Here is a 22,826-nt window from a genome sequence, read left to right as displayed (position 1 = left end):
ATCATTCAGAGTTAAGTGACGATAGCCTAGGAGATACACCTGTACCCATGCCGAACACAGAAGTTAAGCCCTAGAACGCCGGAAGTAGTTGGGGGTTGCCCCCTGTGAGATATGGTAGTCGCTTAGCAAGATAGGAAGTTAGAAGACTTCCTTTTTTGGGAGTTTAGCTCAGCTGGGAGAGCATCTGCCTTACAAGCAGAGGGTCAGCGGTTCGATCCCGTTAACTCCCATAGGTCCCGTAGTGTAGCGGTTATCACGTCGCCCTGTCACGGCGAAGATCGCGGGTTCGATTCCCGTCGGGACCGTAGAAACGAAGTTTCTAGCAGATAATGATACGACTCGTTAGCTCAGTTGGTAGAGCAATTGACTTTTAATCAATGGGTCACTGGTTCGAGCCCAGTACGGGTCATTATAGCGGGTTTGGCGGAATTGGCAGACGCACCAGATTTAGGATCTGGCGCTTTACGGCGTGGGGGTTCAAGTCCCTTAACCCGCATAAAAGAATAATAATGAGCCGGCTTAGCTCAGTTGGTAGAGCATCTGATTTGTAATCAGAGGGTCGCGTGTTCAAGTCATGTAGCCGGCATTTTTTTATATAAAGAAACAGATGCGAACGTAGTTCAGTGGTAGAACACCACCTTGCCAAGGTGGGGGTCGCGGGTTCGAATCCCGTCGTTCGCTTGAGGAGGCCGGGGTGGCGGAACTGGCAGACGCACAGGACTTAAAATCCTGCGATTGGTAACGATCGTACCGGTTCGATTCCGGTCCTCGGCATAGACTTAGGTTGGAGAAGAAGCACCCTTAGCTCAACTGGATAGAGTACCTGACTACGAATCAGGCGGTTAGAGGTTCGACTCCTCTAGGGTGCATGGTCGCAAGACTATGTAGCAATTGAATAGAAACGAGCACCCTTAGCTCAACTGGATAGAGTACCTGACTACGAATCAGGCGGTTAGAGGTTCGACTCCTCTAGGGTGCATAAAGCGTAAGCTTTAGTTCGGGAAGTAGCTCAGCTTGGTAGAGTACTTGGTTTGGGACCAAGGTGTCGCAGGTTCGAATCCTGTCTTCCCGATAGAGTAGAAAGGTCAGATGACCTTTTTTAATTTGTTTGTAACGAAAAAAGGCCGTGTGGCCTTTTTCTTTTATAATAATTGGTATTCGTCAATCAGCATGATGGTTTCTCGTCCCTTATTATCGACAATTCTGACTTGTCTTGGATAATAGGGGTCGAAGGGAATTAGGAAATCAACTGCAATTTCTAAGGGGAAGTCTTTTTGACTGAACCGTAAAGTTGTTTTTCCTTTTCGATTGATAAGTTCAAATTTTAGAACTGAGTTTAAGGGATAGACATGTTTAAGGTAGTTGTCAATGACATACCAGAAACTATCAATAATATCATCTGGTAAACTGGTCATAACCCCAAAACTAGCATAGCGACCTCGAGTATTCGTAAACGCCATAGTATCTCCCTTCCTCTTTTTATTAAGTACATAGTACTTGTTTTAAGTGGATATTGCAAGTATTAAGTTCGAAAAAAAGAGCTTTCGCTCTTTTCAACTTTATTTATTTCGCAGTTCAACATAACGGTTGTACCAAATTTTGATGTATTCCTCAGAGAAAGGACCTAATTGATTGTTGATCCAATCTACAAGGATTTTGACATTTTCTTTTAGGATAAAGTCAATGTCATCTGAATAGTTCATTTTACGTTTGTGCTGTTCGTATTCTTCTACGTCCAGCAGTTTCTTATCACCACCAGGAAAAACTTTGACATCAAGATCATAATCAATATACTTTAGTGCCTCTTGATCCATATAAAATGGACTGGCTAGATTACAATAGTAGGACACTTCATTTTCTCGTATCATAGCGATGATATTGAACCAATACTTCTTATGAAAGTAAACGATTGCTGGCTCTCTGGTAATCCATCTTCTACCATCGCTCTCTGTAACGAGAGTATGATCATTGACGCCGATCAGTGCGTTTTCCGTAGTTTTTAGTACCATGGTGTCCCGCCACGTTCGGTGGAGACTTCCATCATGTTTATAACTTTGAATTGTAATAAAGTCGCCTTCTTTAGGTAGTTTCATAACTTACCAACTTTCTACAATCTAAGTACATCCTCTATATTGTATCATATTTTCATGAAAATAAGGGATTTTCATGTGAATTTTTATTTAAAGGAATTCGCGAAGAGCTGTAGAAATGTCAGAGTAGTCGTAGCCTTTGCGAGCAAGTGCTTGAGTGAGGCGTTGTTTGAGCTCGTAGCCCTCATATTTTCTAGAATATTTTTGATGTTGCTTTTCCAGTTCCTTCATAATCAGGTCGAGTGTTTGTTCTTCATCTGGCTCGATATCCAACTGGTGATAGGCGTGCTTAGCAACTTCATAACTAAAGCCTTTATTGATAAGATTTTGTGTGATTTTATCTTTTAAGGCTCTTAGTGGAAGTTTTTTAGCGTATTGTTTGGCTAATTTTTGGGCAGTTCGTTGAGCTACCTCGGAAAAATCAAATTCTGAGGTGATCTGATCAATATAGTGGGAAGAGACTCCTTTTTGAATGAGCTTCTGCTTGAGGAGATAGGGTCCCTTGTCACCTGAGAGGTGATTGGATTGAAAGATAGCCCGAGTATAGGCCAAGTCGTCGATCCATTTGTCTTCTTTTAAGGTGTTTATGACGGTTTCAATAGTGGATTCGTCGATTTCATGCTTAGCTAAGTAGTCGCGAACTTCGCGAGCTGTACGGGCTTTAAAAGAAAGGTGATAAAGGGCTAAATTCTTAGCATGGGAAAGCTGAGCAAAGGTTTGGATTTCCTTGAGTTCTTCCTGGCTAATTTCCTTGTCTCGTGAGAGCATGAAGCGGACGATGGTGTCTTCTGTAATGTAGAGGGATTCGGCTTGATCCAGCTCTAGAAGGTAGAGACGTTTTTTCTTTTCTAATTTGGTGATTTTCATAGTTTTCCTGTTTCGTTTCGATTTTTTTGGGGGTTATGATCAATCTTTCTCTCTATATAATTCGTATTCTAATTGAGAAATATCTGTAATTCCTTGTTTTTCTTTTCAATTCTATCATATTCTAAACGAATGAGAAACTACATGGTATAATAGACATATGAATCTAAAAGTTAAACAAAGAATTCCTTTGAAAATCAAGCGAATGGGAATTAATGGAGAAGGGATTGGCTTTTACAAGAAGACCTTAGTCTTTGTGCCTGGGGCTTTAAAGGGCGAAGATGTCTTTTGCCAAATTACTGCGATTCGGAAGAACTTTGCAGAAGCCAAGCTCTTGTCTGTCAACAAGGCTTCCAAGTATCGGGTAACGCCAACCTGTGATATCTATGAGACCTGTGGGGGCTGCCAGATCATGCATCTGAAGTACAGCAAGCAGTTGGAGTTCAAAACGGACTTGCTGCAGCAGGCCTTGAAAAAATATGCTCCTAAGGGGTATGAAAATTATCTGATCCGTCCGACGCTTGGGATGGAAAAACCACAGTATTATCGGGCCAAACTTCAATTTCAGACGCGTAAATTTAAGGGGCAGGTCAAGGCTGGTTTGTACGCCCAAAATTCCCATTATTTGGTGGAATTAAGGGACTGTCTGGTCCAGGATCCGGTCATTCAGGAAATCGCTAACCATGTAGCGGAGTTATTGACCTACTACCAGATTCCGATTTCAGATGATCGGAAGCAATTGGGGGTCCGAACCATCATGGTGCGCCGGGCTCGTAAGACTGGACAGGTCCAAATGATCGTGGTGACGAGTCGGCAGATCAATTTAACAGACTTGGTCGCGGATTTGGTAGAAAAACACCCTGAAATTGTGACGGTGGCAGTCAATCTGAATACCTCCAAATCCAGTGAAATCTATGGAGAGAAGACACAGATTATTTGGGGACAGGAGACCATTCGAGAAGGGGTCTTGGATTATGAATTTTCCTTGTCTCCTCGGGCCTTTTACCAGTTAAATCCTGAGCAGACCGAAGTCCTCTATAGTGAAGCTGTCAAGGCCTTAGATGTATCGCCGGAAGATCATTTGATTGATGCCTACTGCGGGGTTGGGACCATTGGTTTTGCCTTTGCGGACAAGGTCAAGAGTGTCCGGGGGATGGACATTATCCCTGAAGCGATTGAGGATGCCAAGTACAATGCTAAGCAGATGGGATTTGCTAACACCCACTATGAAGCTGGGACGGCTGAGGAAATTATTCCTCGTTGGTACAAGGAAGGCTATCGAGCAGATGCAGTCATTGTGGATCCACCACGGACAGGACTGGGGGTTCAATTGATTGATACCTTGTTGCGCTATGCCCCTCAAAAGATGGTCTACGTTTCTTGCAATGTTTCCACCCTGGCGCGGGACCTCGTGGACTTGACCAAGGTCTATGATGTCGTCTACATCCAGTCAGTGGATATGTTTCCCCATACAGCTCGGACAGAGGCCGTGGTGAAATTGGTCAAGAAAGCTTAATCGAATAAGAATCAACAATGGATATTTGGCAAATCATGTATGAAAAGGCCAATCAGAGGGCCGAGGCTCTCTCCCAGGAGGAGCGTTAGATTCCCAGGAGCTTAGATGAGAGAAGAATGTGAGAGTGAAAGATGGATAATAAAATTGATGTATCGATTCCTGTTGCTCAAGTCATTGATCAACATCCGGAAGTATTGGACTTGTTGGTGGAATTGGGCTTTAAACCCTTAGCCAATCCGATCATGCGCAATACAGTTGGGCGCAAGGTTTCCTTGAAGCAAGGATCAAAATTAGAAGGTACTCCCATGGAGAAGATTGTACGAACACTAGAGGCTAATGGCTATGAAGTAGTGGGGCTAGACTAATGAGTGATGAACGAATTCATGTCTTAAGAGATATCTTATTAGACCTTCATCATGGAGCTTCTCCTGAGTCGGTCCAAGAGCGCTTTGATGCGACCTTTAGCGGGGTGTCTGCGATTGAGATTTCCCTCATGGAGCATGAACTGATGAACTCCGATACAGGTATCACCTTTGAAGATGTCATGGAGCTATGCGATGTCCACGCCAATCTCTTTAAGAACGCTGTACAAGGGGTCGAAGTGGCAGATACAGACCATCCAGGTCACCCAGTTCAGGTCTTTAAACAGGAGAATCTAGCCCTTCGGGCCGCTATGATGCGGGTCCGTCGCTTGCTGGATAATTATGAGACGACAGAGGATCCTGAGATGATCCAGGAGATTCACAAAGGCCTCTTGCGTCAGCTGGGCTTGGTGGGTCAGTTTGATCGGCATTATCGTCGCAAGGAAGAGTTGATGTTTCCGATTATGGAGCGCTATGGGCATGATTCCCCTCCTAAAGTCATGTGGGGAGTAGATGACCAGATTCGAGAACTCTTTGCGAAAGCGAGGGATGCGGCCAAGAAACTACCGGATTCTGGTATTTCTGAAGTCAAAGAGCGCTTTGAAGCCTTTGCGCAAGAGTTTGAGGCTATGATCTTCAAGGAAGAATCGATCCTCTTGATGATTTTGCTGGAGGCCTTTAGCCAGGATGATTGGCTTTCCATTGCGGAAGAAAGTGATGCTTATGGTTATGCCATTATCATTCCGAGTGAGAAATGGGTGCCGAAACGCGTGGACTTCAAGGAAGAAGGAGCAAGAGAGTCAGAAGATTCAACTGAACCACTTCCTTCTTCAAATGGAGGCGAGCACCGTCAGGTCATTGAGACTCCTGAGGGACAATTGACCATTACCTTCACGCCTAAGAAAAAAGAAGAGAGCTTCGACCGCCAGCAACCACAAGCTTTTGGCCATGGATTTTTATCGGTGGAGCAGGCGAATTTGATCTTGAACCATCTACCGATGGAGATCACTTTTGTCAATAAGGATGATATCTTCCAGTATTACAATGATGCAGCTCCCTTTGAGGAGATGATCTTCAAACGGACACCGTCGCAGGTAGGGCGCAATGTTGAGCTGTGTCACCCGCCAAAATACTTGGAGAAGGTCAAAGCTATCATGCAGGGGCTTCGAGAAGGGAAAAAAGACAAGTACGAAATGTGGTTCAAATCCGAATCACGTGGGAAATTTGTCCATGTCACCTATGCAGCAGTGCGCGATGAAGCGGGATACTTTCAAGGTGTCTTGGAATATGTCCAGGATATCCAACCTTATCGGGAGATCGATAGTGAATTTTATAGAGGATTGGAGTAAGAATGAGCTACGAAAAAGAATTTATGAAAGAATTTGAGGCCTGGATCAAGACCCAGGTCATGATCAATGAGATGGCCCTGACAGAAAGCAAGAAGGTCTATGAAGAAGATCAGGACGAGCGGGCCAAGGAAGCTATGATCCGCTACGAGAGTCGCTTGGATGCCTATCAATTCCTTCAAGGGAAGTTTGCTAACTACCACGAGGGGAAAGGTTTCCACGATCTTCCAGATGGCTTGTTTGGAGAGAGAACCTATTAAAAGCTCTTTGTGAAGGACTTTTACTGGCTGGATTTGGCTGAAAATAGTGCAATGACTTGATTTTTCGAGGGATTGTGTTACAATAAAAAAGTTGAACAGACATCAACGAATTATCGAAAGTAATATTGGTGATGAAACCTTGTTGCCTTAGGGATTGATCACTGGATACGTAGGAGGAAAAATGGCAAAGAAGAACGTTAACCGTGCGAAACAATACAAACATCAAAATAGACATCTTTTGAAAAAAGCTGTCGCAACTGTAGGAGCAGCTGTTAAAGAAGCACCTAAGAAAGTTGAAACAGCAGCAAAAGCAGTAGCGAAAGAAGTGAAACAAGCAGCTTCTTCAGTAGAAGAATTCGCTGCAAGCTTGGAAGGTGTAGCACTAGATCGTGCGCAAACATTCTATGATGAAGGTATTCGCTCTGTTGCGGACTTCGCAAACTGGACAGAGAAAGAGTTATTGGCCCTTAAAGGAATCGGCCCAGCTACTATCAAAAAATTGCAAGAACTTGGTGTCAAGTTTAAATAATCGCTTTTGTGATTTCTTGCTATTTCCAGAAAAACTTGATAAAATGAAGCTGTTAGAGGTGTTTTGAGTCCCACATTTTACAGAAAGTGGCGGTGCTGAGAAGTCCACAAATGTGTCAAAACTGGTAGCTAATGGATGAAAATGAAATAAACAAAGTTGCGGGCAAGAGCCCGAAATTGGGTGGTACCGCGGATAAACACATTCGTCCCTGTCAGATTAATGACAGGGGCGATTTTTTTGTAGAAAGCGAGGGAGAAGGATGACAAGAGCAGAGTTGCCAGAACGAATTGAAACGGAGCGTCTGGTCTTACGAGTCCGTACCGTGGCAGATGCAGAGGACATATATGCTTACGCTAGTCTTCCAGAAGTCTCCTACCCAGCAGGTTTTCCACCCGTCAAGACCTTGGAAGATGAGATTTATTACCTAGAGCATATCCTTCCTGAGCGCAATGAAAAGGAAAATCTTCCAGCAGGTTACGGTATTGTGGTCAAAGGGACGGATAAAGTCATTGGTTCTGTCGACTTCAATCATCGCCACGAAGAAGATGTGCTGGAGATTGGCTATACCTTGCACCCAGACTATTGGGGGCGAGGCTATGTTCCTGAAGCAGCGCGTGCTTTCATTGATCTGGCTTTTAAAGAACTGGGGCTTCATAAGGTAGAATTGTCTTGCTTTGGCTACAATATCCAAAGTCAACGAGTCGCTGAGAAACTTGGTTTTACCCTCGAAGCTCGCATTCGAGACCGCAAAGATGCTCAAGGCAAGCGTTGTGACAGTCTCATATATGGATTGCTGAGGAGTGAGTGGGAATGATTTGCAAAAAATGTAATTTAAATTCTTGTGTTATGAAAATATTTAAATTTTTATGTAATATACTGGCTTGGGGACCTGCTACTATTGTAATATCATCTTTGATATCAATACTTTTAATTCTACCTTTTACTTTATTACCAATTAAGGAAGTAACAATAATAAATGAGAAAAGTTTGCCATTTATTATTTTAGAGTTAATAATACTCGCTTTGATGGGTTACTATGGATATAGAATATACTCAAAAATTAACAATAACAAGATAGCATTATCCCTGTATTGCCTAGTTCTAATTATTAGTATAGTGTTGGTATTTTATTATAGGTTTATAATACTATTACAACCAGCACTTCCTCTAGTATATGCAATTATTTTTGAAGAGAAATTATTTAAAATTAGGGACTTTTTTAGTACTAGTAAAGTTATATGTGCATCTTTAAATATATTTGACCTTGTCTATATATTTATCTTTCAATGTTTTACAACATTAAAAGATCTATCTGATTTAAAATTTTATTTGTCTTTATTTTTCTTATTTATTTTATCGCCGATATTTAGGACACTATTGTTGTGTTTATATACCAAACAATTTAAAAAAGTTAAGTCTGGAGATAACACTTATTTCTCTTCTTACATTACCATGTTCCTTATATCGTTTTTCCAATTATTAATATTTGCAATGATGTTTGTGATTTATCAAATTTCAAAAGATAAATCAATTATAAATTTAGTTTCTGTGTACATGATATTGGAAACTATATTCATATATTTTTGGGCTATTTTAAAAACACAGATTGATAGAGGTGGCTTTAGGAAAAAAGATGAATTACTTAGATGGACTCTTGGTATTATAACTATATTATTCATTTTTGTTTATGATAAGATAGAGGGAGAATTTCTTGTAATTTTAAGTTGGCTACTGCCAGTATTAATATCTACAATTATAGGGGAATTACATTATCAATTTGTAAAAGACGAAACCTCACAACTTCCGAGGCTAACTCTGAAAATGAAACAACATGTATACTGGCTACAGTTGATTAGTTTCCTCACACTTTTTTGTTTAAATTTATTCTCTGCATTATTTACTATACAAAAGATAAAGAATAATGAAATTATTTCAGAAAATATAGCTAAGGCTAGTATAATCAATTTAATCAACCCTAGTGATAAAGAACTCGCTTCGGTATGGATGTCTAGTATTACAACTTCATTTATAATTATATCCTTATCTTTTATTCTAGCAATGGTACTTAGTGTAGGGTTAGTTAAACTTCTAAAACTAAATTATTCAGATTCAGCTAAGGGATATTATAAGTATAGAAATAGTAGGCTCAGCACTCTAATAAATCGTAGATATAAAAGAAATATTCATAAAAGGAGAAAAAATAATGTCTAAAGAACTTTCACCTAAATACAATCCAGCCGAGGTTGAGGCTGGTCGTTACCAAAAATGGCTTGATGAAGATGTTTTCAAGCCTTCAGGCGATAAAAAGGCTAAGCCTTATTCTATCGTTATTCCACCACCAAACGTAACTGGTAAACTCCACCTTGGTCACGCTTGGGATACAACGTTGCAAGATATCATCATCCGTCAAAAACGTATGCAAGGCTTTGATACGCTTTGGCTTCCAGGGATGGACCACGCGGGGATTGCGACCCAAGCTAAGGTTGAGGAGCGCTTGCGTGGTGAGGGCATTACGCGTTACGACTTGGGTCGTGAAAAATTCCTTGACAAGGTCTGGGAATGGAAAGACGAATATGCCACTACCATTAAGGAACAATGGGGCAAGATGGGACTCTCTGTAGACTACTCTCGTGAGCGTTTCACTCTTGATGAAGGTTTGTCAAAAGCCGTTCGCAAGGTTTTTGTGGACCTTTACAAGAAAGGCTGGATTTACCGTGGTGAGTTTATCATCAACTGGGACCCAGCAGCTCGCACAGCCCTTTCTGATATCGAAGTTATCCACAAGGACGTCGAAGGTGCCTTCTACCACATGAACTACATGCTAGAAGACGGCTCACGCGCCCTTGAAGTTGCGACAACTCGTCCTGAGACTATGTTTGGGGACGTAGCTGTTGCGGTCAACCCAGAAGATCCACGCTACAAGGACTTGATCGGTAAAAACGTCATCCTTCCAATCGCTAATAAACTCATCCCAATCGTTGGGGACGAACACGCCGACCCTGAGTTTGGTACGGGTGTCGTGAAAATCACACCTGCCCACGATCCAAACGACTTCTTGGTTGGTCAACGCCATAACTTGCCACAAGTTAATGTCATGAACGACGACGGAACCATGAACGACTTGGCCTTCGAATTTGCAGGTATGGACCGCTTTGAAGCTCGTAAAGCAGTCGTTGCTAAGTTGGAAGAAATCGGTGCCCTTGTAAAAATCGAAAAACGTATCCACAGCGTTGGTCATTCAGAGCGTACAGGCGTTGTGGTGGAGCCACGCTTGTCGACTCAATGGTTCGTCAAGATGGACCAATTGGCTAAGAACGCTATTGCCAATCAAGACACAGACGACAAGGTAGAATTCTACCCACCTCGTTTCAACGATACCTTCCTCCAATGGATGGAAAATGTCCACGACTGGGTCATCTCTCGTCAGCTCTGGTGGGGTCACCAAATCCCTGCTTGGTACAATGCTGAGGGTGAAATATATGTCGGCGAAGAAGCTCCAGAAGGTGACGGTTGGACTCAGGACGAAGACGTCTTGGATACGTGGTTCAGTTCGGCTCTTTGGCCATTCTCTACCATGGGCTGGCCGGATGTCGACTCAGAAGACTTTAAACGTTATTATCCAACATCAACTTTGGTGACTGGTTATGATATTATTCCGTTCTGGGTGTCTCGGATGATTTTCCAAGGTTTGGAATTTACTGGCAAGTCGCCATTCAAAAATGCGTTGATTCATGGTCTCATTCGTGATGAGCAAGGACGCAAGATGTCGAAATCTCTCGGTAACGGGATTGATCCAATGGATGTTATTGATAAGTACGGAACAGATAGCCTTCGTTGGTTCCTTTCAAACGGTTCTGCACCAGGGCAAGACGTGCGTTTCTCTTACGAGAAAATGGATGCTTCTTGGAACTTCATTAACAAGATCTGGAACATCTCTCGCTACATCCTCATGAACAATGAAGGATTGACCCTTGAGCAAGCAACTGCCAATATCGAAAAAGTGGTCAACAAGGAAGCTGGAAATGTCACAGACCGCTGGATTCTCCACAACCTCAATGAAACCATCGGCAAGGTCACTGAAAACTTTGATAAGTTTGAATTTGGTGTGGCTGGTCACATCCTCTACAACTTCATCTGGGATGAGTTTGCGGACTGGTACGTTGAGTTGACCAAGGAAGTCCTTTATAGCGATAACGAAGAAGAGAAAGTCATCACACGTTCTGTTCTCCTTTACACTTTGGACAAAATCCTTCGTCTCCTTCACCCAATCATGCCATTCGTGACAGAGGAAATCTTTGGACAAATCTCAGAAGGTTCTATCGTTACAGCAGAATACCCAACTGTCAACCCAGCCTTTGAAGACCTCGCTGCCCACACTGGTGTCGAAAGCCTCAAAGACTTGATCCGTGCCGTTCGGAATGCGCGTGCAGAAGTAAACGTAGCACCAAGCAAGCCTATCACCATCCTTGTTAAGACTAGCGATAGCGACTTGGAAGCCTTCTTTAACAGCAATGTCAACTACATCAAACGCTTCACAAATCCAGAACACTTGGAGATCGCATCAACCATCCCTGCACCTGAACTCGCGATGTCAAGCGTCATCACAGGAGCAGAAATCTACTTGCCACTGGCTGACCTCCTCAATGTCGAAGAAGAACTGGCTCGTCTCGACAAGGAATTGGCTAAATGGCAAAAAGAACTGGATATGGTAGGCAAGAAACTCTCTAACGAACGCTTCGTAGCCAATGCCAAACCAGAAGTCGTCCAAAAAGAACGCGACAAACAAGCCGACTACCAAGCTAAATACGACGCGACAATAGCGCGTATTGATGAGATGAAGAAACTCGTGAAATAAACATAGAAACACGGTGATGAGCCGTGTTTTTTTGGTATAATGAGGATAAAAAGATTTTAGGAGATAAGAGTTGCTTGATTTAAATAGCACAAAGGATATATTAATCAATTTTATTTCTGATTTTGTTTTTTGGATATTTTTAACAATAGTCGGGATAGTTTGTTGGTTATTTAAAAAAATAGTTTTCTCAAAATTTAAGAAAGTAAAAATTAAAAGGATTGATCTTAGAAATGTTCCTAAACTATCTAATGGGGTCGAGTCACCTATTTTTCAGAATCAAGGAGTTTTGAAAAATTATATTGAGAATGAATTAGTTATTGAAAATTCAAAAGACAATTTATTAATTCACAATTTAGTAGTGGATAATATTAGTGTTAGTGATTATTTATACGAAGATATTACGATACAAAATGGTTTTGATAATTTATCACAAGATATAGACTTTGTTATTTTTAACAATGGGAATAAGAATAGTTCATTAAGAAACTATCAAGTAAAAGGCCATTATTTAAATAAGGAGAACGGAAAGGATAAAATAATCTTTAGTTCAGATATAGAAACTGGTAATTTAAGTGGTGGTGATATCAAAAAAATATTTTCAAAAAGATTAACAGATCACAGTATTATTAAGTTCTTTCATAATAATGTGCCTGACTGTAAACAATTGATTAGAATTGAATTAATTAATAAAGTGAATCAAGAAATTGAAAGTGTGATTGAGATACCATATTTTTCATCAGAGAAATGTTTTCTTAGAAATTTAGGTGGAGGATGGAAGCCTGATAGAACTTTAACACCAATTATTGAATTGTTATCTCCTTATACTACTGATTCTTTTGATTTTTCAATAAATCATCATTTAGAAAAAGGGGAGAATACTTTGAGATTTAATATTCTTGTAGATGCTCCTTGTGTTATAAAGTATAATGTGAAATTAATTAGAAATAACAAAATACTTGACGAATTTTCTAGTAATTCAATTACGATACAATTTCCAAAATATAGCTTGACATCTTCTTATAAAGACGAGTTATATCATTATTTACATGATGAAAAATTAGAATCTAGTGATTTTGAAGAAGTGAAGCTAAGGAAACCGAAGTTGCTTAATGGTATTGATAATATAAAGAATGAATATAATTTGGGCTAGATTAATTAAATAGGTTTAGCAAAGTAGATATTATTATGAATTATGGTATTTAAATAATTTTAGAAAAGAGACGATCTATGCCAGAAGGCGTTACTTTATTTCAAGACACTCTTATTAAATCATTAAAATATGGTTTTGTGGATAATGTCCAGTATCAAGAGGGAGGGTATTCTCCGCAGATTCTGATCAACGATCATGAAATGAAGCGATATGTTTTGACGGATTTGCAAGAGGAGTTGAGCAAGTGCAAGGCTTTTTACATATCAGTGGCCTTTATTACACAGTCTGGGATTGCCTTAATTAAGTCGCAATTGTCTGATCTGATGGATAAAGGAATCAAAGGTAAAATTCTGATTTCTCCTTATCTTGATTTTAATGATCCAGTAGCTATGCAAGAACTACTCAAGTTAGAGAATGTAGAAGTTCGTTTGACTCCAGAGAGTTTGCAGATGCATGCCAAGTTTTATCTTTTTGAGCATGAGGGAAGGCAGGACTTGATTTCGGGTAGTTCGAATCTGACCCATAATGCTCTTAAGATCAATTATGAGTGGAATATTAAACTGACATCTACCCATAATGGCGAACTTATTCGAGCCACTAAAGCTGAATTTGATAAAATTTGGGAGAAGTCTGACCTTTTGACAGATGAAAAGATTGCTTCTTATGCGCGAAAACGTCAGAATGTCATTCGAGTGGACCAGATTCGCGAAGAGAAGACGGCTCAATATCAGAGTGAAACGATTAGTCCCAACGAAATGCAAAAGGATGCCTTAAAAGGTTTGCAAGCGATTCGTGATTCTGGAAAAAAGAAGGCTTTGGTCATCAGTGCCACTGGGACAGGAAAAACCTTTCTATCAGCTTTTGATGTTCAACAGTTTAAACCAGAAAGAATGCTTTTCATTGTCCACCGAGAGCAGATTTTACAGAAGTCGTTAAAGGATTTTCAAAAGGTCTTGCAGTTTTCAGATGCAGAAGGTCTCATTTATCACTCTGGGGCTGATTTGACTGGCAAAAAATATGTCTTTGCCACTATTCAAACCCTATCACGTGATCAGCACTTAAATCTATTTTCAGAAGATTATTTTGACTATATTCTGATTGATGAAGTTCATAAGGCTGGTGCTGATTCTTATAAAAAAGTGATGGCGCATTTTCAACCAGAATTCTTTTTAGGGATGACAGCTACTCCCGAACGAACTGATGGGCAAAATATTTATGAACTATTTGATTATAATATCGCCTATGAAATCCGTCTACAAGATGCTCTGGATAATGATATGCTTTGCCCATTTATTTATTTTGGGGTAAAGGATATCGAAGTCGAAGGACAGTTAATCAATGAGAATACTACGATCGCAAACTTAACATCCGAAGAGCGCGTGAAGCATATTATTAAAAAGATTGATTTTTATGGAGTTAGTGGAGAGAAAGTGAAGGGCTTGATGTTCTGTTCTTCTAAGCAAGAAGCCCATGACTTAGCATCTAAACTGAACCAAAAGGGAAAACGATGTCGAGCCTTAACAGGTGAAGATAATATGGAGACCCGGAATGAAGTCGTTGCCCAACTAGAAAAGGGAGAGCTAGACTACATTTTAACAGTAGATATCTTTAACGAAGGAATTGATATTCCATCGGTCAATCAAGTTGTGATGTTGCGTAATACTCAATCAAGCATTGTTTTCGTACAACAGTTAGGTCGAGGGCTACGGAAGCATGAAAGCAAAGAATATGTGACCATTATCGATTTTATTGGAAACTATAAGAATAACTATCTAATTCCTATTGCTTTGTTTGGTGATAAAACGATGAATAAAGATAATTATCGTCGAGAGCTTCGAGAACCAAATATTCTAAAAGGATTGACGACCATCAATTTTGAAGAAGTAGCTAAGGAACAAATCTTTAAGTCCATCACTAATACTTCCTTATCCAATTTGAAAATTTTACAAGAAGCATACACGGATCTGGAAAATAAGTTAGGTCGAAGTCCTCTTTTAGTTGATTACTTGAACTACAATAGTATCGATCCATTAGTATTCTTTGAAAATACTAGCTTTAAAAATTATGTAGATGTCTTAAACAAATTTTCTAAAAATAAGATAGTCTTATCAGAAAATGAAGCAAAATGGTTGAATTTTTTGACCTTTGAGTTATTATCTGGTAAACGGAAGCACGAGCTCCTCCTATTAGATCGTTTGATTAAATATGGAAAAGTGGCAAAACAAGATTTTATTAACCTTCTTCAAGAAACGAATCTGCCTTTTGATAAAGCAACGATTGCTTCAGTCGAATCAATTTTAACTCTTACTTTTCTTAAGGCACAAGAGGTAAAGAAATTTGGGACTAGCCCACTGCTTATTTGCCGGGGTTCTATATATTTTCTACAAGAAGAATTTGTTCAGTTATTAAAGAAGGTTGAATATAGGATAGCTATTGAAGATATTATTCAGGCAGGACTTATTAAATCTTTGGATTATCCAGATACATTTACGATTGGTCAAAAATACTCTCGTCGAGATGTTGCAAAATTACTTAATTGGGCCAAGGATGAACCACCATTGAATATTGGTGGATACAAAATTGATAAGGAAACGAATTCTTGTCCAATTTTTATTACATATCATAAAAATGATGAAATCAATGATACTATTAAGTATGAAGATGAACTTTTAAACGAAACGACATTAAAATGGTTTTCAAAGAATAAACGTACATTGATGTCTCCGGATGTAAAAGCGATTGTTTCCTCTCCCACAACTGGTCTAGATATAAAATTATTTGTCATCAAAGATGATGCTGAAGGAGGCGAGTTCTACTATCTAGGAAATTTGAATTTGATTCCTTCCTCGGTAAAAGAAATGATTCGTCCGTTAGAAAAAGGCGATGAAAGTATTGTAACAATGCAATTTAAGTTAGAGAAATCCATCTCAGATACGCTTTATCGTTACATCACAAATAAATAAGAACATGGTGTTAAGCCATGTTCTTATTTATTTGTTAATAATTCTACAGCTGGACGATCGACAGGTGCCCAGTTAAGCGATTTTAATTCATGTGGTGCTAGCCAAGTAGAATTTTGGTGTTCTAACAACTCTAGGTTTCCTGAGAGTAACTTGGCGTGATAGGTTTTCATAACGACAGTCCCGAAATCATAATCATAGGAGGCCTCGTTCACAAAGGAGATAATTTCAATTTCAGAATTTAATTCTTCCTGTATTTCACGAATGAGCGCTTGTTCAGGAGATTCTCCTGCCTCTAATTTTCCACCTGGAAATTCCCAAAAGCCTCCTAAGCTTTTTCCTTCAGGTCTCTGAGCACAAAAGATTTTTCCATCTTTTTCAATAGCAGCTGCAACAACGTGAATAATTTTTTTTGACATGATTTTCCTCCTCTTTCATTGTATCAGAAATTGGTTGAAAGAAGCAATTAAAGAATTAATCCAAATTCAAAAACGGTGAAATTGGTATGGATTTCATCTGGATCGATGTGGACAATCCTCCTGCAGATGCGATTGGTTGGGTTGCGAAAGCTTCTTCATACACATGATAAAAGAACCTCCTAGTTTTCTAGGAGGTTGCTTTGTATTCTGTGGTAGGACTGTGGCCTAGGTAGGTATAAATCCGTGTCAGTGGGGATTGGGGATGGGTGGAGACGCGAAAGTGAAAGTAGTGGTCACGGTGGTCGCGACTCTGAGTATGGTGGAGTCTGAAATAGTTGCGCTGGCCTGTCGACATGGATCTCAGCAGGTCATCTTCTAAAAAGACCAAGGGGGTAGCAGTCGTTGCCAATCGGTAAAAATCTTGCTCGAACTGCTGGTAATTGTCTGAAAAATAATCAAATTGGAGTTCGTGTTTATTCAGGGCTGGTTTCATAGCTAGAATCTCCTGGTTCAATAGAAAAAATAGTCGAAAGAAGGAGAGAGTGGTAGTGCTGGCCGTTTTTAATGAGGACTTCGGAAGGGCTTAAGGTATAGACCTGACCGTAGTAGACGGCGATTTGATTGTCCTGGAGGGTAGAGAGGGAGAGGGAGGTCTCTTGCTGATAAGCCTGCTCAAGGAGGTGACGGATTTCTTGGTTTGAGAGGAGGCGAAGCTCTTCGAGAGAGAGCTGGTTTGTTTGTAAGGCTGTCGAATGCTCAGAGAGGAAGAATCCGGCCCACTTGGCCATGCCCCGGTCTTGGAAGTCGCGTGCCGACTGATAGGGGAGATAAGAACGATCAATCATGCTAAGCCATCTAAACCTCCTGCAGAGTGGCCTCCGGTCAGCTTGCTTCGAGCCAGAGCGCGCGAATTTTCTAATAGGGCAGATCCCTTCTGTAGAGAAGCAAAGCCAAATCGGTCACGGATGTGGTCAATGGTCCCTTGGAGAGCTTCTTCTTTTTGGGTTTGCTCAGGGTCATCAAATAGGGAGATCAGCTGGAAGCTCTCCTCTACGAGATTCCCATAAAAGACTCCTATCTGCCGGATGGCTCCTCCCTGGTAGTGGGAGCGAAAGAGCTGGATGACTTCCTTGGCTAATTGAGCGGTAGAGTTGGTCGGCTCAATCTTTCGTTGGCAGTGGATGGAGGGGAGCTGTTCTTGCTTGGAGTAGCTGGCGTGGATGGAGACCAGTTGTGTCTTTTTCTTTTCCCGACGTAAGCGGATAGCGACTTGCTCAGCCATCTCTAGACAGACCAGTTCAATATCGCTTTGACGGTGGTAATCACGGGGAAGGATTTGCGAATTTCCCAGACCGTGAGACTTTGGCCGATAGGGACGATGGACATTGCTTTCATCGATCCCATGGGCGTGAAACCAGAGCTGGACGCCCATGACTCCAAATTCTTTTTTGAGCTGGTCTGGATTGGCCTGAGCCAGTTCATAGATGGAGTGAATGCCTAGTTTGTTAAGGCGTTTTTCTGTTCGATGGCCGATCCCCCAGAAATCGGTCAGTTTTTTTATCTGCCAGACTCGACTGGGGACATCTTCGTAAGACCAGTTAGCCCGCATGGTTTTCTGGTGCTTGGCTTCGTTGTCCAGAGCTAGTTTGGCCAGTAGGGGATTGGCATTGCTCATCCCGACAGTAGCGTAGATCCCAGTTTTTTGCCAAATGCGCTTTTGGATCCGAGCAGAAAGAAGATCCAGCTTGGAGCGTCGGTCCAGCTGAGGATCGGGAATAAAGTAGTTGAGAGAGCTGGTCAAATCGATAAATCCCTCATCAATGGAATAGGGGTAGATGTCATCTGGAGCAGCAAATTCTTGAAAGACTTGCTGGATCTCCATGTTGACCTGGATATAGGCATTCATGCGAGGGGGCACGATAAAGGTGCGCTTGGCCCAACTTTCGATATAGTGTACAAAGGATGGATCCGTCGGCAGACCTTGCTTACGGGCCAGGTAGTAATTGAATTTCCTCGTCTTGAGATCGAAGGGCAGATCATAGCTCCGCCCGACATTTTTCTTCCCAAAGATCTGCTTGAAAACGGGGGAACTGGCTAAGATGAGGCCAGCAGAATTGTCGCTCCGACTCATGACACAAAGAGAAGTAGTCAAGGGATTGAGGCCGAGACGGACGCATTCACAGCTGGCATAGAAACTTTTCATATCCACAAAAGCAATATCAGACCGAGGCTCACGTGAATAATCAAAAAGCATGTCTAAACCTCCAGAGGGAGGAAGTGGCCGACCACGATACCGACGATTTTTGGTTCATCTTCGTAGGGGGCAAAGAGGTCATCATAGGCTGGGTTGATGGATTCTAGGCGGAGGCCCTCGTCTTCTCGATAGACTTTTTTGATATAGGTCTTCCCGTTCCACATGAGGGCGTAGACCGCTCCATCATAGTCAAATCCGGTCTGTTTCATCAAGGCAACGGAACCGTTTGGATAGCTTGGTTCCATAGAATCTCCAGACACCCAAGAGGCAAAGTCGTGTTGGATCTCTTGGTCAAAATAAACGGTCTCGTAGTCAGTCTCATTGTCATAAAAGGTATGACCATGCCCAGCTGCCAAGTCGATAGAGAGGACACGGTAAGGGATCAGTGAAACCACTTTTTCTTGCTCTGCTAAGAGTTGGCTAGCCAAGAGATCGACCTTCTTCTGATGGGGTGGCGTTAGTAAAGGGTAGGTGAAAAGCGCTGAGCTCTTGTCGACAAAGTAGTCCTCTTTAACGGAGAGGCGCTTGGCCAACCTCCTGAGATTTTTATCGTGTGGCTCTGCTAAGCCATTCTCCCAACTAGAGTAGGTCTTGCGACTAATCTCTAAGGATTCGTAGACCTGGGCTTGGGTCAGGCCCAGCTCAAGTCGCCGGTCTTTTAATTTTTTTGCATCAAACATCTGCATTCTCCTATGTAACGTTTTAAAAGTTACGTATAGTATAGCAAAAAATAATTCGGACTTCAAGAGAAAAGTGAGAGGATTTTTCTTTAGGAGTGAAAGGGATTTAACTTAAGCGGATCTCAGATGGGAGAGGTGGGTGTTTTTGTATCTTTTATCCAAATTTTGATATAATAATCTCTATGAAGATTGTATCAGGTACCTATGGAGGGCGTCCTCTTAAGACGCTCGAAGGAAAGACAACAAGGCCCACTTCAGATAAGGTGAGAGGGGCTATGTTTAATATGATCGGTCCTTATTTTGATGGGGGTCGGGTCTTGGATTTATATGCTGGCTCAGGCGGTCTGTCCATCGAGGCGGTGTCTCGGGGGATGGAGCAGGCTGTCTTGGTCGAGAAAGATCGCAGAGCCCAAGGGATTATTGCTAGCAATATCCAAATGACCAAGGAAAGCTACAAGTTTCAATTGCTGAAGATGGAGGCTCACCAGGCTCTCGGCCAATTGCAGGGGGCCTTTGATCTCATTTTCCTGGATCCTCCCTATGCCAAGGAGCAGATCGTAGCCGATATTGAGGCCCTGGCTGAACGTGGTTTACTTGGAGAAGAGGTCATGGTCGTCTGTGAGACAGACAAGGCAGTGGACTTGCCTGAGGAAGTTGCTTGTCTAGGAATCTGGAAAGAAAAAATCTACGGAATTAGTAAGGTGACGGTTTATGTCAGATAAAATCGGATTATTTACAGGTTCATTTGACCCAATGACCTTGGGACACTTGGATTTGATAGAGCGGGCTAGTCGCTTGTTTGATCGCTTGTATGTCGGTATCTTCTTTAATCATGAGAAGAAGGGTTATTTTACCATTGAGCAAAGGGAAGCCATAGTGACAGAAGCAGTGGCTCATTTGCCCAATGTAAGAGTCATCACCTCAGAGGCAGAGTTGGCAGTAGAGGTGGCTAGACGGTATGGGGTGACGAGTTTGGTCCGAGGGTTGCGCAATAGCCAGGACTTCCTCTATGAAAGCAATATGGACTACTTCAATCACCAGCTGGCTCCAGAGCTTGAGACCATCTATCTCTGTGCCCAGCCCCAGTACCAGGCCTTGAGCTCGACGAGAATTCGCGAGTTGCTGACCTTCCAGCAGGATGTCAGTGCCTATGTCCCAGAGAGTGTTATAAAGGAGATGAAATAAAACGAATGAAAGAATTTGAGAAACCAAGGGCTCAGCTACCAGAAAGCCCATTTGAACCTGTGCGCAAAAAAGATAGTGTGTGGAGAACTTATCGTTGGCCGATGATTGGGACCCTGCTTCTAATTTTGGCCTTGCTAGCTTTCTTTGTTCCCCTGCCTTACTATCTGGAAATGCCAGGGAGTTCAGAAGATATTCGCCAAGTCATGCGTGTCAACCAGAAAAATGATGAAGCATCCGGTTCGTATGATTTTGTCACTGTTGCCGTCAAGCAAGCGACCTTCTCGGATATAGTCTATGCCTGGGTGACTCCTTTTACAGATATCTACTCTGAAAAAGAAATGACAGGTGGCAGTTCCAGTGAGGAATTTTTCCGGATCAATCAATTTTATATGGAAACCTCTCAAAATACTGCCAAATACCAAGGACTGAAAACGGCTGGAAAAGATACAGAGATGGAATTCCTAGGTGTCTATGTCATGCAAGTGGCAGAAGACTCTACCTTTAAAGGCGTTCTAAATATTGCGGACACGGTTACGGCTGTGAATGACAAAACCTTCAAGAGCTCAAAAGAGCTCATCGAGTATGTTGGTTCCCAAAAAATCGGGGACAAGGTCTCAGTGACCTACACAGAAGATGGTCAGACCAAGACAGCTGAAGGAAAGATTATTAAGTTGGTCAATGGCAAGAATGGGATTGGGATTAGCTTGATTGACAGGACAGAAGTGAAGAGTGACGTGCCAATCGAGTTTGCGACAGCTGGCATCGGTGGTCCAAGTGCCGGGATGATGTTTAGTTTGTCCATCTATACTCAAGTAGCGGATCCAGACCTTCGTCAGGGACGCCATATCGCGGGGACAGGGACTATTAACCATGATGGGACTGTCGGAGATATCGGTGGAGTGGATAAAAAAGTCGTAGCGGCAGATCGCGCTGGTGCTGAAATCTTCTTTGCCCCTGATAATCCAGTGACAGAAGAAGTCAAAAAGAACAATCCGAATGCCAAGAGCAACTACGACGAAGCGGTAGAAACAGCTAAGAAAATTAAGACCAAGATGAAAATTGTCCCTGTCAAAACCTTGCAGGATGCCATTGACTATTTGAAAAAGAACTAAAGTAGCCTGTTTGACAAATTTCGTACTTGAACGTATGACATCGTGTTAGCAGAGGGGAATATTCACCTTCTAATTAAATTCAAGTTTTTGCTTATCAATCTCTCTATTTTTAGAGGGATTTTTTCTTTATACTGGTGTCAGAAAGAAAGGGAGGTAGTGAAATGATTCAAACCAGTTTGTTTTCCATTTCAGTATTCTTAGCGGGAGTTCTATCCTTTTTCTCCCCGTGTATTTTGCCACTGATGCCAGTCTATGTAGGGATTCTATTGGATTCTGAGCATGAAAAAACGGTGCGTATTTTTGGAAGAGACATTTCTTGGTATGGCCTGGTGAAGACTCTTTGTTTTATCGCAGGTCTATCAACTGTTTTCCTGATTCTAGGATACGGTGCAGGGGCCCTTGGCCAGGTGCTTTATGCTCCCTGGTTCCGTTACCTACTAGGAGGGATTGTCATCTTATTGGGAATCCATCAGATGGGCCTCATCAATCTTCAGCAACTCCAAAAACAAAAGAGTATCCAACTGAAGAAGGACGAAAAACGCAATGAATTCTTCAATGCTTTTCTGATAGGGGTCACCTTCAGTTTTGGTTGGACCCCTTGTGTCGGACCAGTTTTGAGCTCTGTTTTAGCCATTGCAGCTTCTGGAGGAGATGGTGCATTGCAAGGTGCTCTCCTGATGCTGGTATATACATTAGGCTTGGCTCTGCCTTTCTTGCTTTTGGCCTTGGCTTCTAGCTGGGTTCTACAACATTTTGCTAAACTCAAGCCCCATATGGGAACCTTGAAAAAAATTGGTGGTGCCCTCATCATCTTGATGGGCATCTTGCTGATGCTAGGAAATCTTAATAGCCTCGCATCCCTGTTTCACTAATCTTGAATGATTAAAGGAGAAAAATCATGAAAAAAATTTTTGCACTTTCTATTGCTACACTTAGCATCGTCACTTTAGCAGCTTGTTCTGGACAGAAATCAGATTCAGACATGAAAAAAACGGACGATAGTAGTATGATGAAGAAGGACGATATGAAGAAGGACGATATGAAGAAGGATGACATGAAGGATTCATCCATGTCCGATGATAAAATGAAAAAAGAAGACATGAAAGATTCATCTATGATGTCTGACAGCAGTTCTGAAATGAAGGACGATATGAAAAAAGATGAGATGAAATCTAGCGATTCAGAAATGAAAGATGAAAAGAGTGAATCATCTGATATGAAGTCAGACAACTAATGAAAGAAGG

Annotated in this window: 23 protein-coding genes, 10 tRNA genes and 1 rRNA gene; 26 read left to right on the top strand and 8 right to left on the bottom strand. The window is 41.6% G+C overall.

What is annotated here, in order from left to right:
- Positions 1–11: 11 nt before the first annotated feature.
- From rrf to QM873_RS06505, 11 genes are all read left to right on the top strand, one after another.
- Positions 12–127 (top strand): 5S ribosomal RNA (gene rrf, locus QM873_RS06555).
- Between the two features lie 30 nt (positions 128–157).
- Positions 158–230: transfer RNA gene (locus tag QM873_RS06550), tRNA-Val, on the top strand.
- A 2-nt stretch (positions 231–232) separates the two neighbouring features.
- Positions 233–305, top strand: a tRNA-Asp gene (locus QM873_RS06545).
- A 31-nt stretch (positions 306–336) separates the two neighbouring features.
- Positions 337–409 (top strand) — tRNA-Lys (locus tag QM873_RS06540).
- 5 nt (positions 410–414) lie between these two features.
- A tRNA-Leu gene (locus QM873_RS06535) sits at positions 415–496 on the top strand.
- Between the two features lie 17 nt (positions 497–513).
- A tRNA-Thr gene (locus QM873_RS06530) sits at positions 514–586 on the top strand.
- 23 nt (positions 587–609) lie between these two features.
- A tRNA-Gly gene (locus tag QM873_RS06525) sits at positions 610–681 on the top strand.
- A gap of 7 nt (positions 682–688) precedes the next feature.
- Positions 689–774: transfer RNA gene (locus tag QM873_RS06520), tRNA-Leu, on the top strand.
- 21 nt (positions 775–795) lie between these two features.
- Positions 796–869: transfer RNA gene (locus QM873_RS06515), tRNA-Arg, on the top strand.
- A gap of 36 nt (positions 870–905) precedes the next feature.
- Positions 906–979: transfer RNA gene (locus tag QM873_RS06510), tRNA-Arg, on the top strand.
- 19 nt (positions 980–998) lie between these two features.
- Positions 999–1,072: transfer RNA gene (locus QM873_RS06505), tRNA-Pro, on the top strand.
- A gap of 70 nt (positions 1,073–1,142) precedes the next feature.
- On the opposite strand, the gene QM873_RS06500 is transcribed toward QM873_RS06505, so the two are convergent.
- From QM873_RS06500 to recX, 3 genes are all read right to left on the bottom strand, one after another.
- Positions 1,143–1,460, bottom strand: coding sequence for a DUF960 domain-containing protein (locus tag QM873_RS06500; RefSeq protein WP_048690403.1), 318 nt, complete (start codon positions 1,458–1,460; stop codon positions 1,143–1,145).
- Between the two features lie 99 nt (positions 1,461–1,559).
- Positions 1,560–2,093, bottom strand: a complete 534-nt coding sequence (gene ntdP / locus QM873_RS06495) for a nucleoside tri-diphosphate phosphatase (RefSeq protein ID WP_129822328.1) — start codon at positions 2,091–2,093, stop codon at positions 1,560–1,562.
- Between the two features lie 87 nt (positions 2,094–2,180).
- Positions 2,181–2,957: a recombination regulator RecX gene (gene recX, locus QM873_RS06490; protein ID WP_414279024.1), complete on the bottom strand. Its 777-nt coding sequence runs from the start codon at positions 2,955–2,957 to the stop codon at positions 2,181–2,183.
- Positions 2,958–3,114: 157 nt separating this feature from the next.
- On the opposite strand from recX, the gene rlmD reads away from it, so the two are divergent.
- The 10 genes from rlmD (at position 3,115) to QM873_RS06440 (ending at position 15,935) form a co-directional block, all read left to right on the top strand.
- Positions 3,115–4,470, top strand: coding sequence for a 23S rRNA (uracil(1939)-C(5))-methyltransferase RlmD (gene rlmD / locus QM873_RS06485; protein WP_414279023.1), 1,356 nt, complete (start codon positions 3,115–3,117; stop codon positions 4,468–4,470).
- Between the two features lie 131 nt (positions 4,471–4,601).
- Positions 4,602–4,835, top strand: coding sequence for a DUF1858 domain-containing protein (locus QM873_RS06480; RefSeq protein ID WP_006596822.1), 234 nt, complete (start codon positions 4,602–4,604; stop codon positions 4,833–4,835).
- Positions 4,835–6,181, top strand: a complete 1,347-nt coding sequence (locus tag QM873_RS06475) for a DUF438 domain-containing protein (RefSeq protein ID WP_414279022.1) — start codon at positions 4,835–4,837, stop codon at positions 6,179–6,181. Before QM873_RS06480 ends, QM873_RS06475 begins: the two co-directional genes overlap by 1 nt.
- 2 nt (positions 6,182–6,183) lie before the next feature.
- Positions 6,184–6,438, top strand: a complete 255-nt coding sequence (locus tag QM873_RS06470) for a DUF1912 family protein (RefSeq protein WP_006596820.1) — start codon at positions 6,184–6,186, stop codon at positions 6,436–6,438.
- A gap of 181 nt (positions 6,439–6,619) precedes the next feature.
- Positions 6,620–6,967 carry a helix-hairpin-helix domain-containing protein gene (locus QM873_RS06465; RefSeq protein ID WP_414279021.1) on the top strand — a complete coding sequence of 116 codons (348 nt, stop codon included), beginning with the start codon at positions 6,620–6,622 and terminating at the stop codon, positions 6,965–6,967.
- Between the two features lie 259 nt (positions 6,968–7,226).
- Complete coding sequence (locus QM873_RS06460; protein WP_414279020.1) at positions 7,227–7,781, top strand: GNAT family N-acetyltransferase; 555 nt, start codon at positions 7,227–7,229, stop codon at positions 7,779–7,781.
- Positions 7,778–9,178, top strand: coding sequence for a hypothetical protein (locus tag QM873_RS06455; protein WP_414279019.1), 1,401 nt, complete (start codon positions 7,778–7,780; stop codon positions 9,176–9,178). Before QM873_RS06460 ends, QM873_RS06455 begins: the two co-directional genes overlap by 4 nt.
- Entirely contained in the window at positions 9,171–11,822 is a 2,652-nt protein-coding gene (locus tag QM873_RS06450) for a valine--tRNA ligase (RefSeq protein ID WP_414279018.1), read from the top strand. Before QM873_RS06455 ends, QM873_RS06450 begins: the two co-directional genes overlap by 8 nt.
- A 70-nt stretch (positions 11,823–11,892) precedes the next feature.
- Positions 11,893–12,972 carry a hypothetical protein gene (locus QM873_RS06445; RefSeq protein ID WP_223363955.1) on the top strand — a complete coding sequence of 360 codons (1,080 nt, stop codon included), beginning with the start codon at positions 11,893–11,895 and terminating at the stop codon, positions 12,970–12,972.
- 77 nt (positions 12,973–13,049) lie between these two features.
- The gene (locus tag QM873_RS06440; protein WP_414279017.1) at positions 13,050–15,935 is read left to right on the top strand and encodes a DUF3427 domain-containing protein; all 2,886 of its coding nucleotides are present in this window, start codon (positions 13,050–13,052) and stop codon (positions 15,933–15,935) included.
- Between the two features lie 23 nt (positions 15,936–15,958).
- On the opposite strand, the gene QM873_RS06435 is transcribed toward QM873_RS06440, so the two are convergent.
- The 5 genes from QM873_RS06435 to QM873_RS06415 form a co-directional block, all read right to left on the bottom strand.
- The gene (locus tag QM873_RS06435; RefSeq protein ID WP_411400694.1) at positions 15,959–16,351 is read right to left on the bottom strand and encodes a (deoxy)nucleoside triphosphate pyrophosphohydrolase; all 393 of its coding nucleotides are present in this window, start codon (positions 16,349–16,351) and stop codon (positions 15,959–15,961) included.
- A gap of 187 nt (positions 16,352–16,538) precedes the next feature.
- Complete coding sequence (locus QM873_RS06430) at positions 16,539–16,844, bottom strand: DUF5960 family protein (RefSeq protein ID WP_414279016.1); 306 nt, start codon at positions 16,842–16,844, stop codon at positions 16,539–16,541.
- The gene (locus QM873_RS06425; RefSeq protein ID WP_293883226.1) at positions 16,825–17,196 is read right to left on the bottom strand and encodes a hypothetical protein; all 372 of its coding nucleotides are present in this window, start codon (positions 17,194–17,196) and stop codon (positions 16,825–16,827) included. The genes QM873_RS06430 and QM873_RS06425 overlap by 20 nt, the downstream gene beginning before the upstream one ends.
- Positions 17,193–18,605, bottom strand: coding sequence for a Y-family DNA polymerase (locus tag QM873_RS06420; protein ID WP_414279015.1), 1,413 nt, complete (start codon positions 18,603–18,605; stop codon positions 17,193–17,195). Before QM873_RS06420 ends, QM873_RS06425 begins: the two co-directional genes overlap by 4 nt.
- Before the next feature lie 2 nt (positions 18,606–18,607).
- Entirely contained in the window at positions 18,608–19,285 is a 678-nt protein-coding gene (locus QM873_RS06415) for a helix-turn-helix domain-containing protein (protein WP_195611459.1), read from the bottom strand.
- Between the two features lie 182 nt (positions 19,286–19,467).
- Between QM873_RS06415 and rsmD the strand changes: the two genes are divergently transcribed.
- From rsmD to QM873_RS06390, 5 genes are all read left to right on the top strand, one after another.
- Positions 19,468–20,007 (top strand): 16S rRNA (guanine(966)-N(2))-methyltransferase RsmD, encoded by a 540-nt coding sequence (gene rsmD / locus QM873_RS06410; RefSeq protein WP_414279014.1) that lies wholly within the window; start codon positions 19,468–19,470, stop codon positions 20,005–20,007.
- Positions 19,997–20,470, top strand: a complete 474-nt coding sequence (gene coaD / locus QM873_RS06405) for a pantetheine-phosphate adenylyltransferase (protein ID WP_293883181.1) — start codon at positions 19,997–19,999, stop codon at positions 20,468–20,470. Before rsmD ends, coaD begins: the two co-directional genes overlap by 11 nt.
- Before the next feature lie 101 nt (positions 20,471–20,571).
- Complete coding sequence (locus QM873_RS06400) at positions 20,572–21,582, top strand: SepM family pheromone-processing serine protease (RefSeq protein WP_221761782.1); 1,011 nt, start codon at positions 20,572–20,574, stop codon at positions 21,580–21,582.
- Positions 21,583–21,743: 161 nt separating this feature from the next.
- Positions 21,744–22,454, top strand: coding sequence for a thiol-disulfide oxidoreductase-associated membrane protein CcdA2 (gene ccdA2, locus QM873_RS06395; protein WP_070589647.1), 711 nt, complete (start codon positions 21,744–21,746; stop codon positions 22,452–22,454).
- Between the two features lie 26 nt (positions 22,455–22,480).
- Positions 22,481–22,816, top strand: coding sequence for a hypothetical protein (locus QM873_RS06390; protein WP_414279013.1), 336 nt, complete (start codon positions 22,481–22,483; stop codon positions 22,814–22,816).
- Positions 22,817–22,826 lie beyond the last annotated feature (10 nt).

The organism is Streptococcus australis, assembly GCF_047463015.1.
In the GTDB taxonomy this organism is placed as follows: domain Bacteria; phylum Bacillota; class Bacilli; order Lactobacillales; family Streptococcaceae; genus Streptococcus; species Streptococcus australis_F.
The sequence above is the reverse complement of the archived record's forward strand: the minus strand, read 5'-3'. Positions and strand labels throughout refer to the sequence as shown.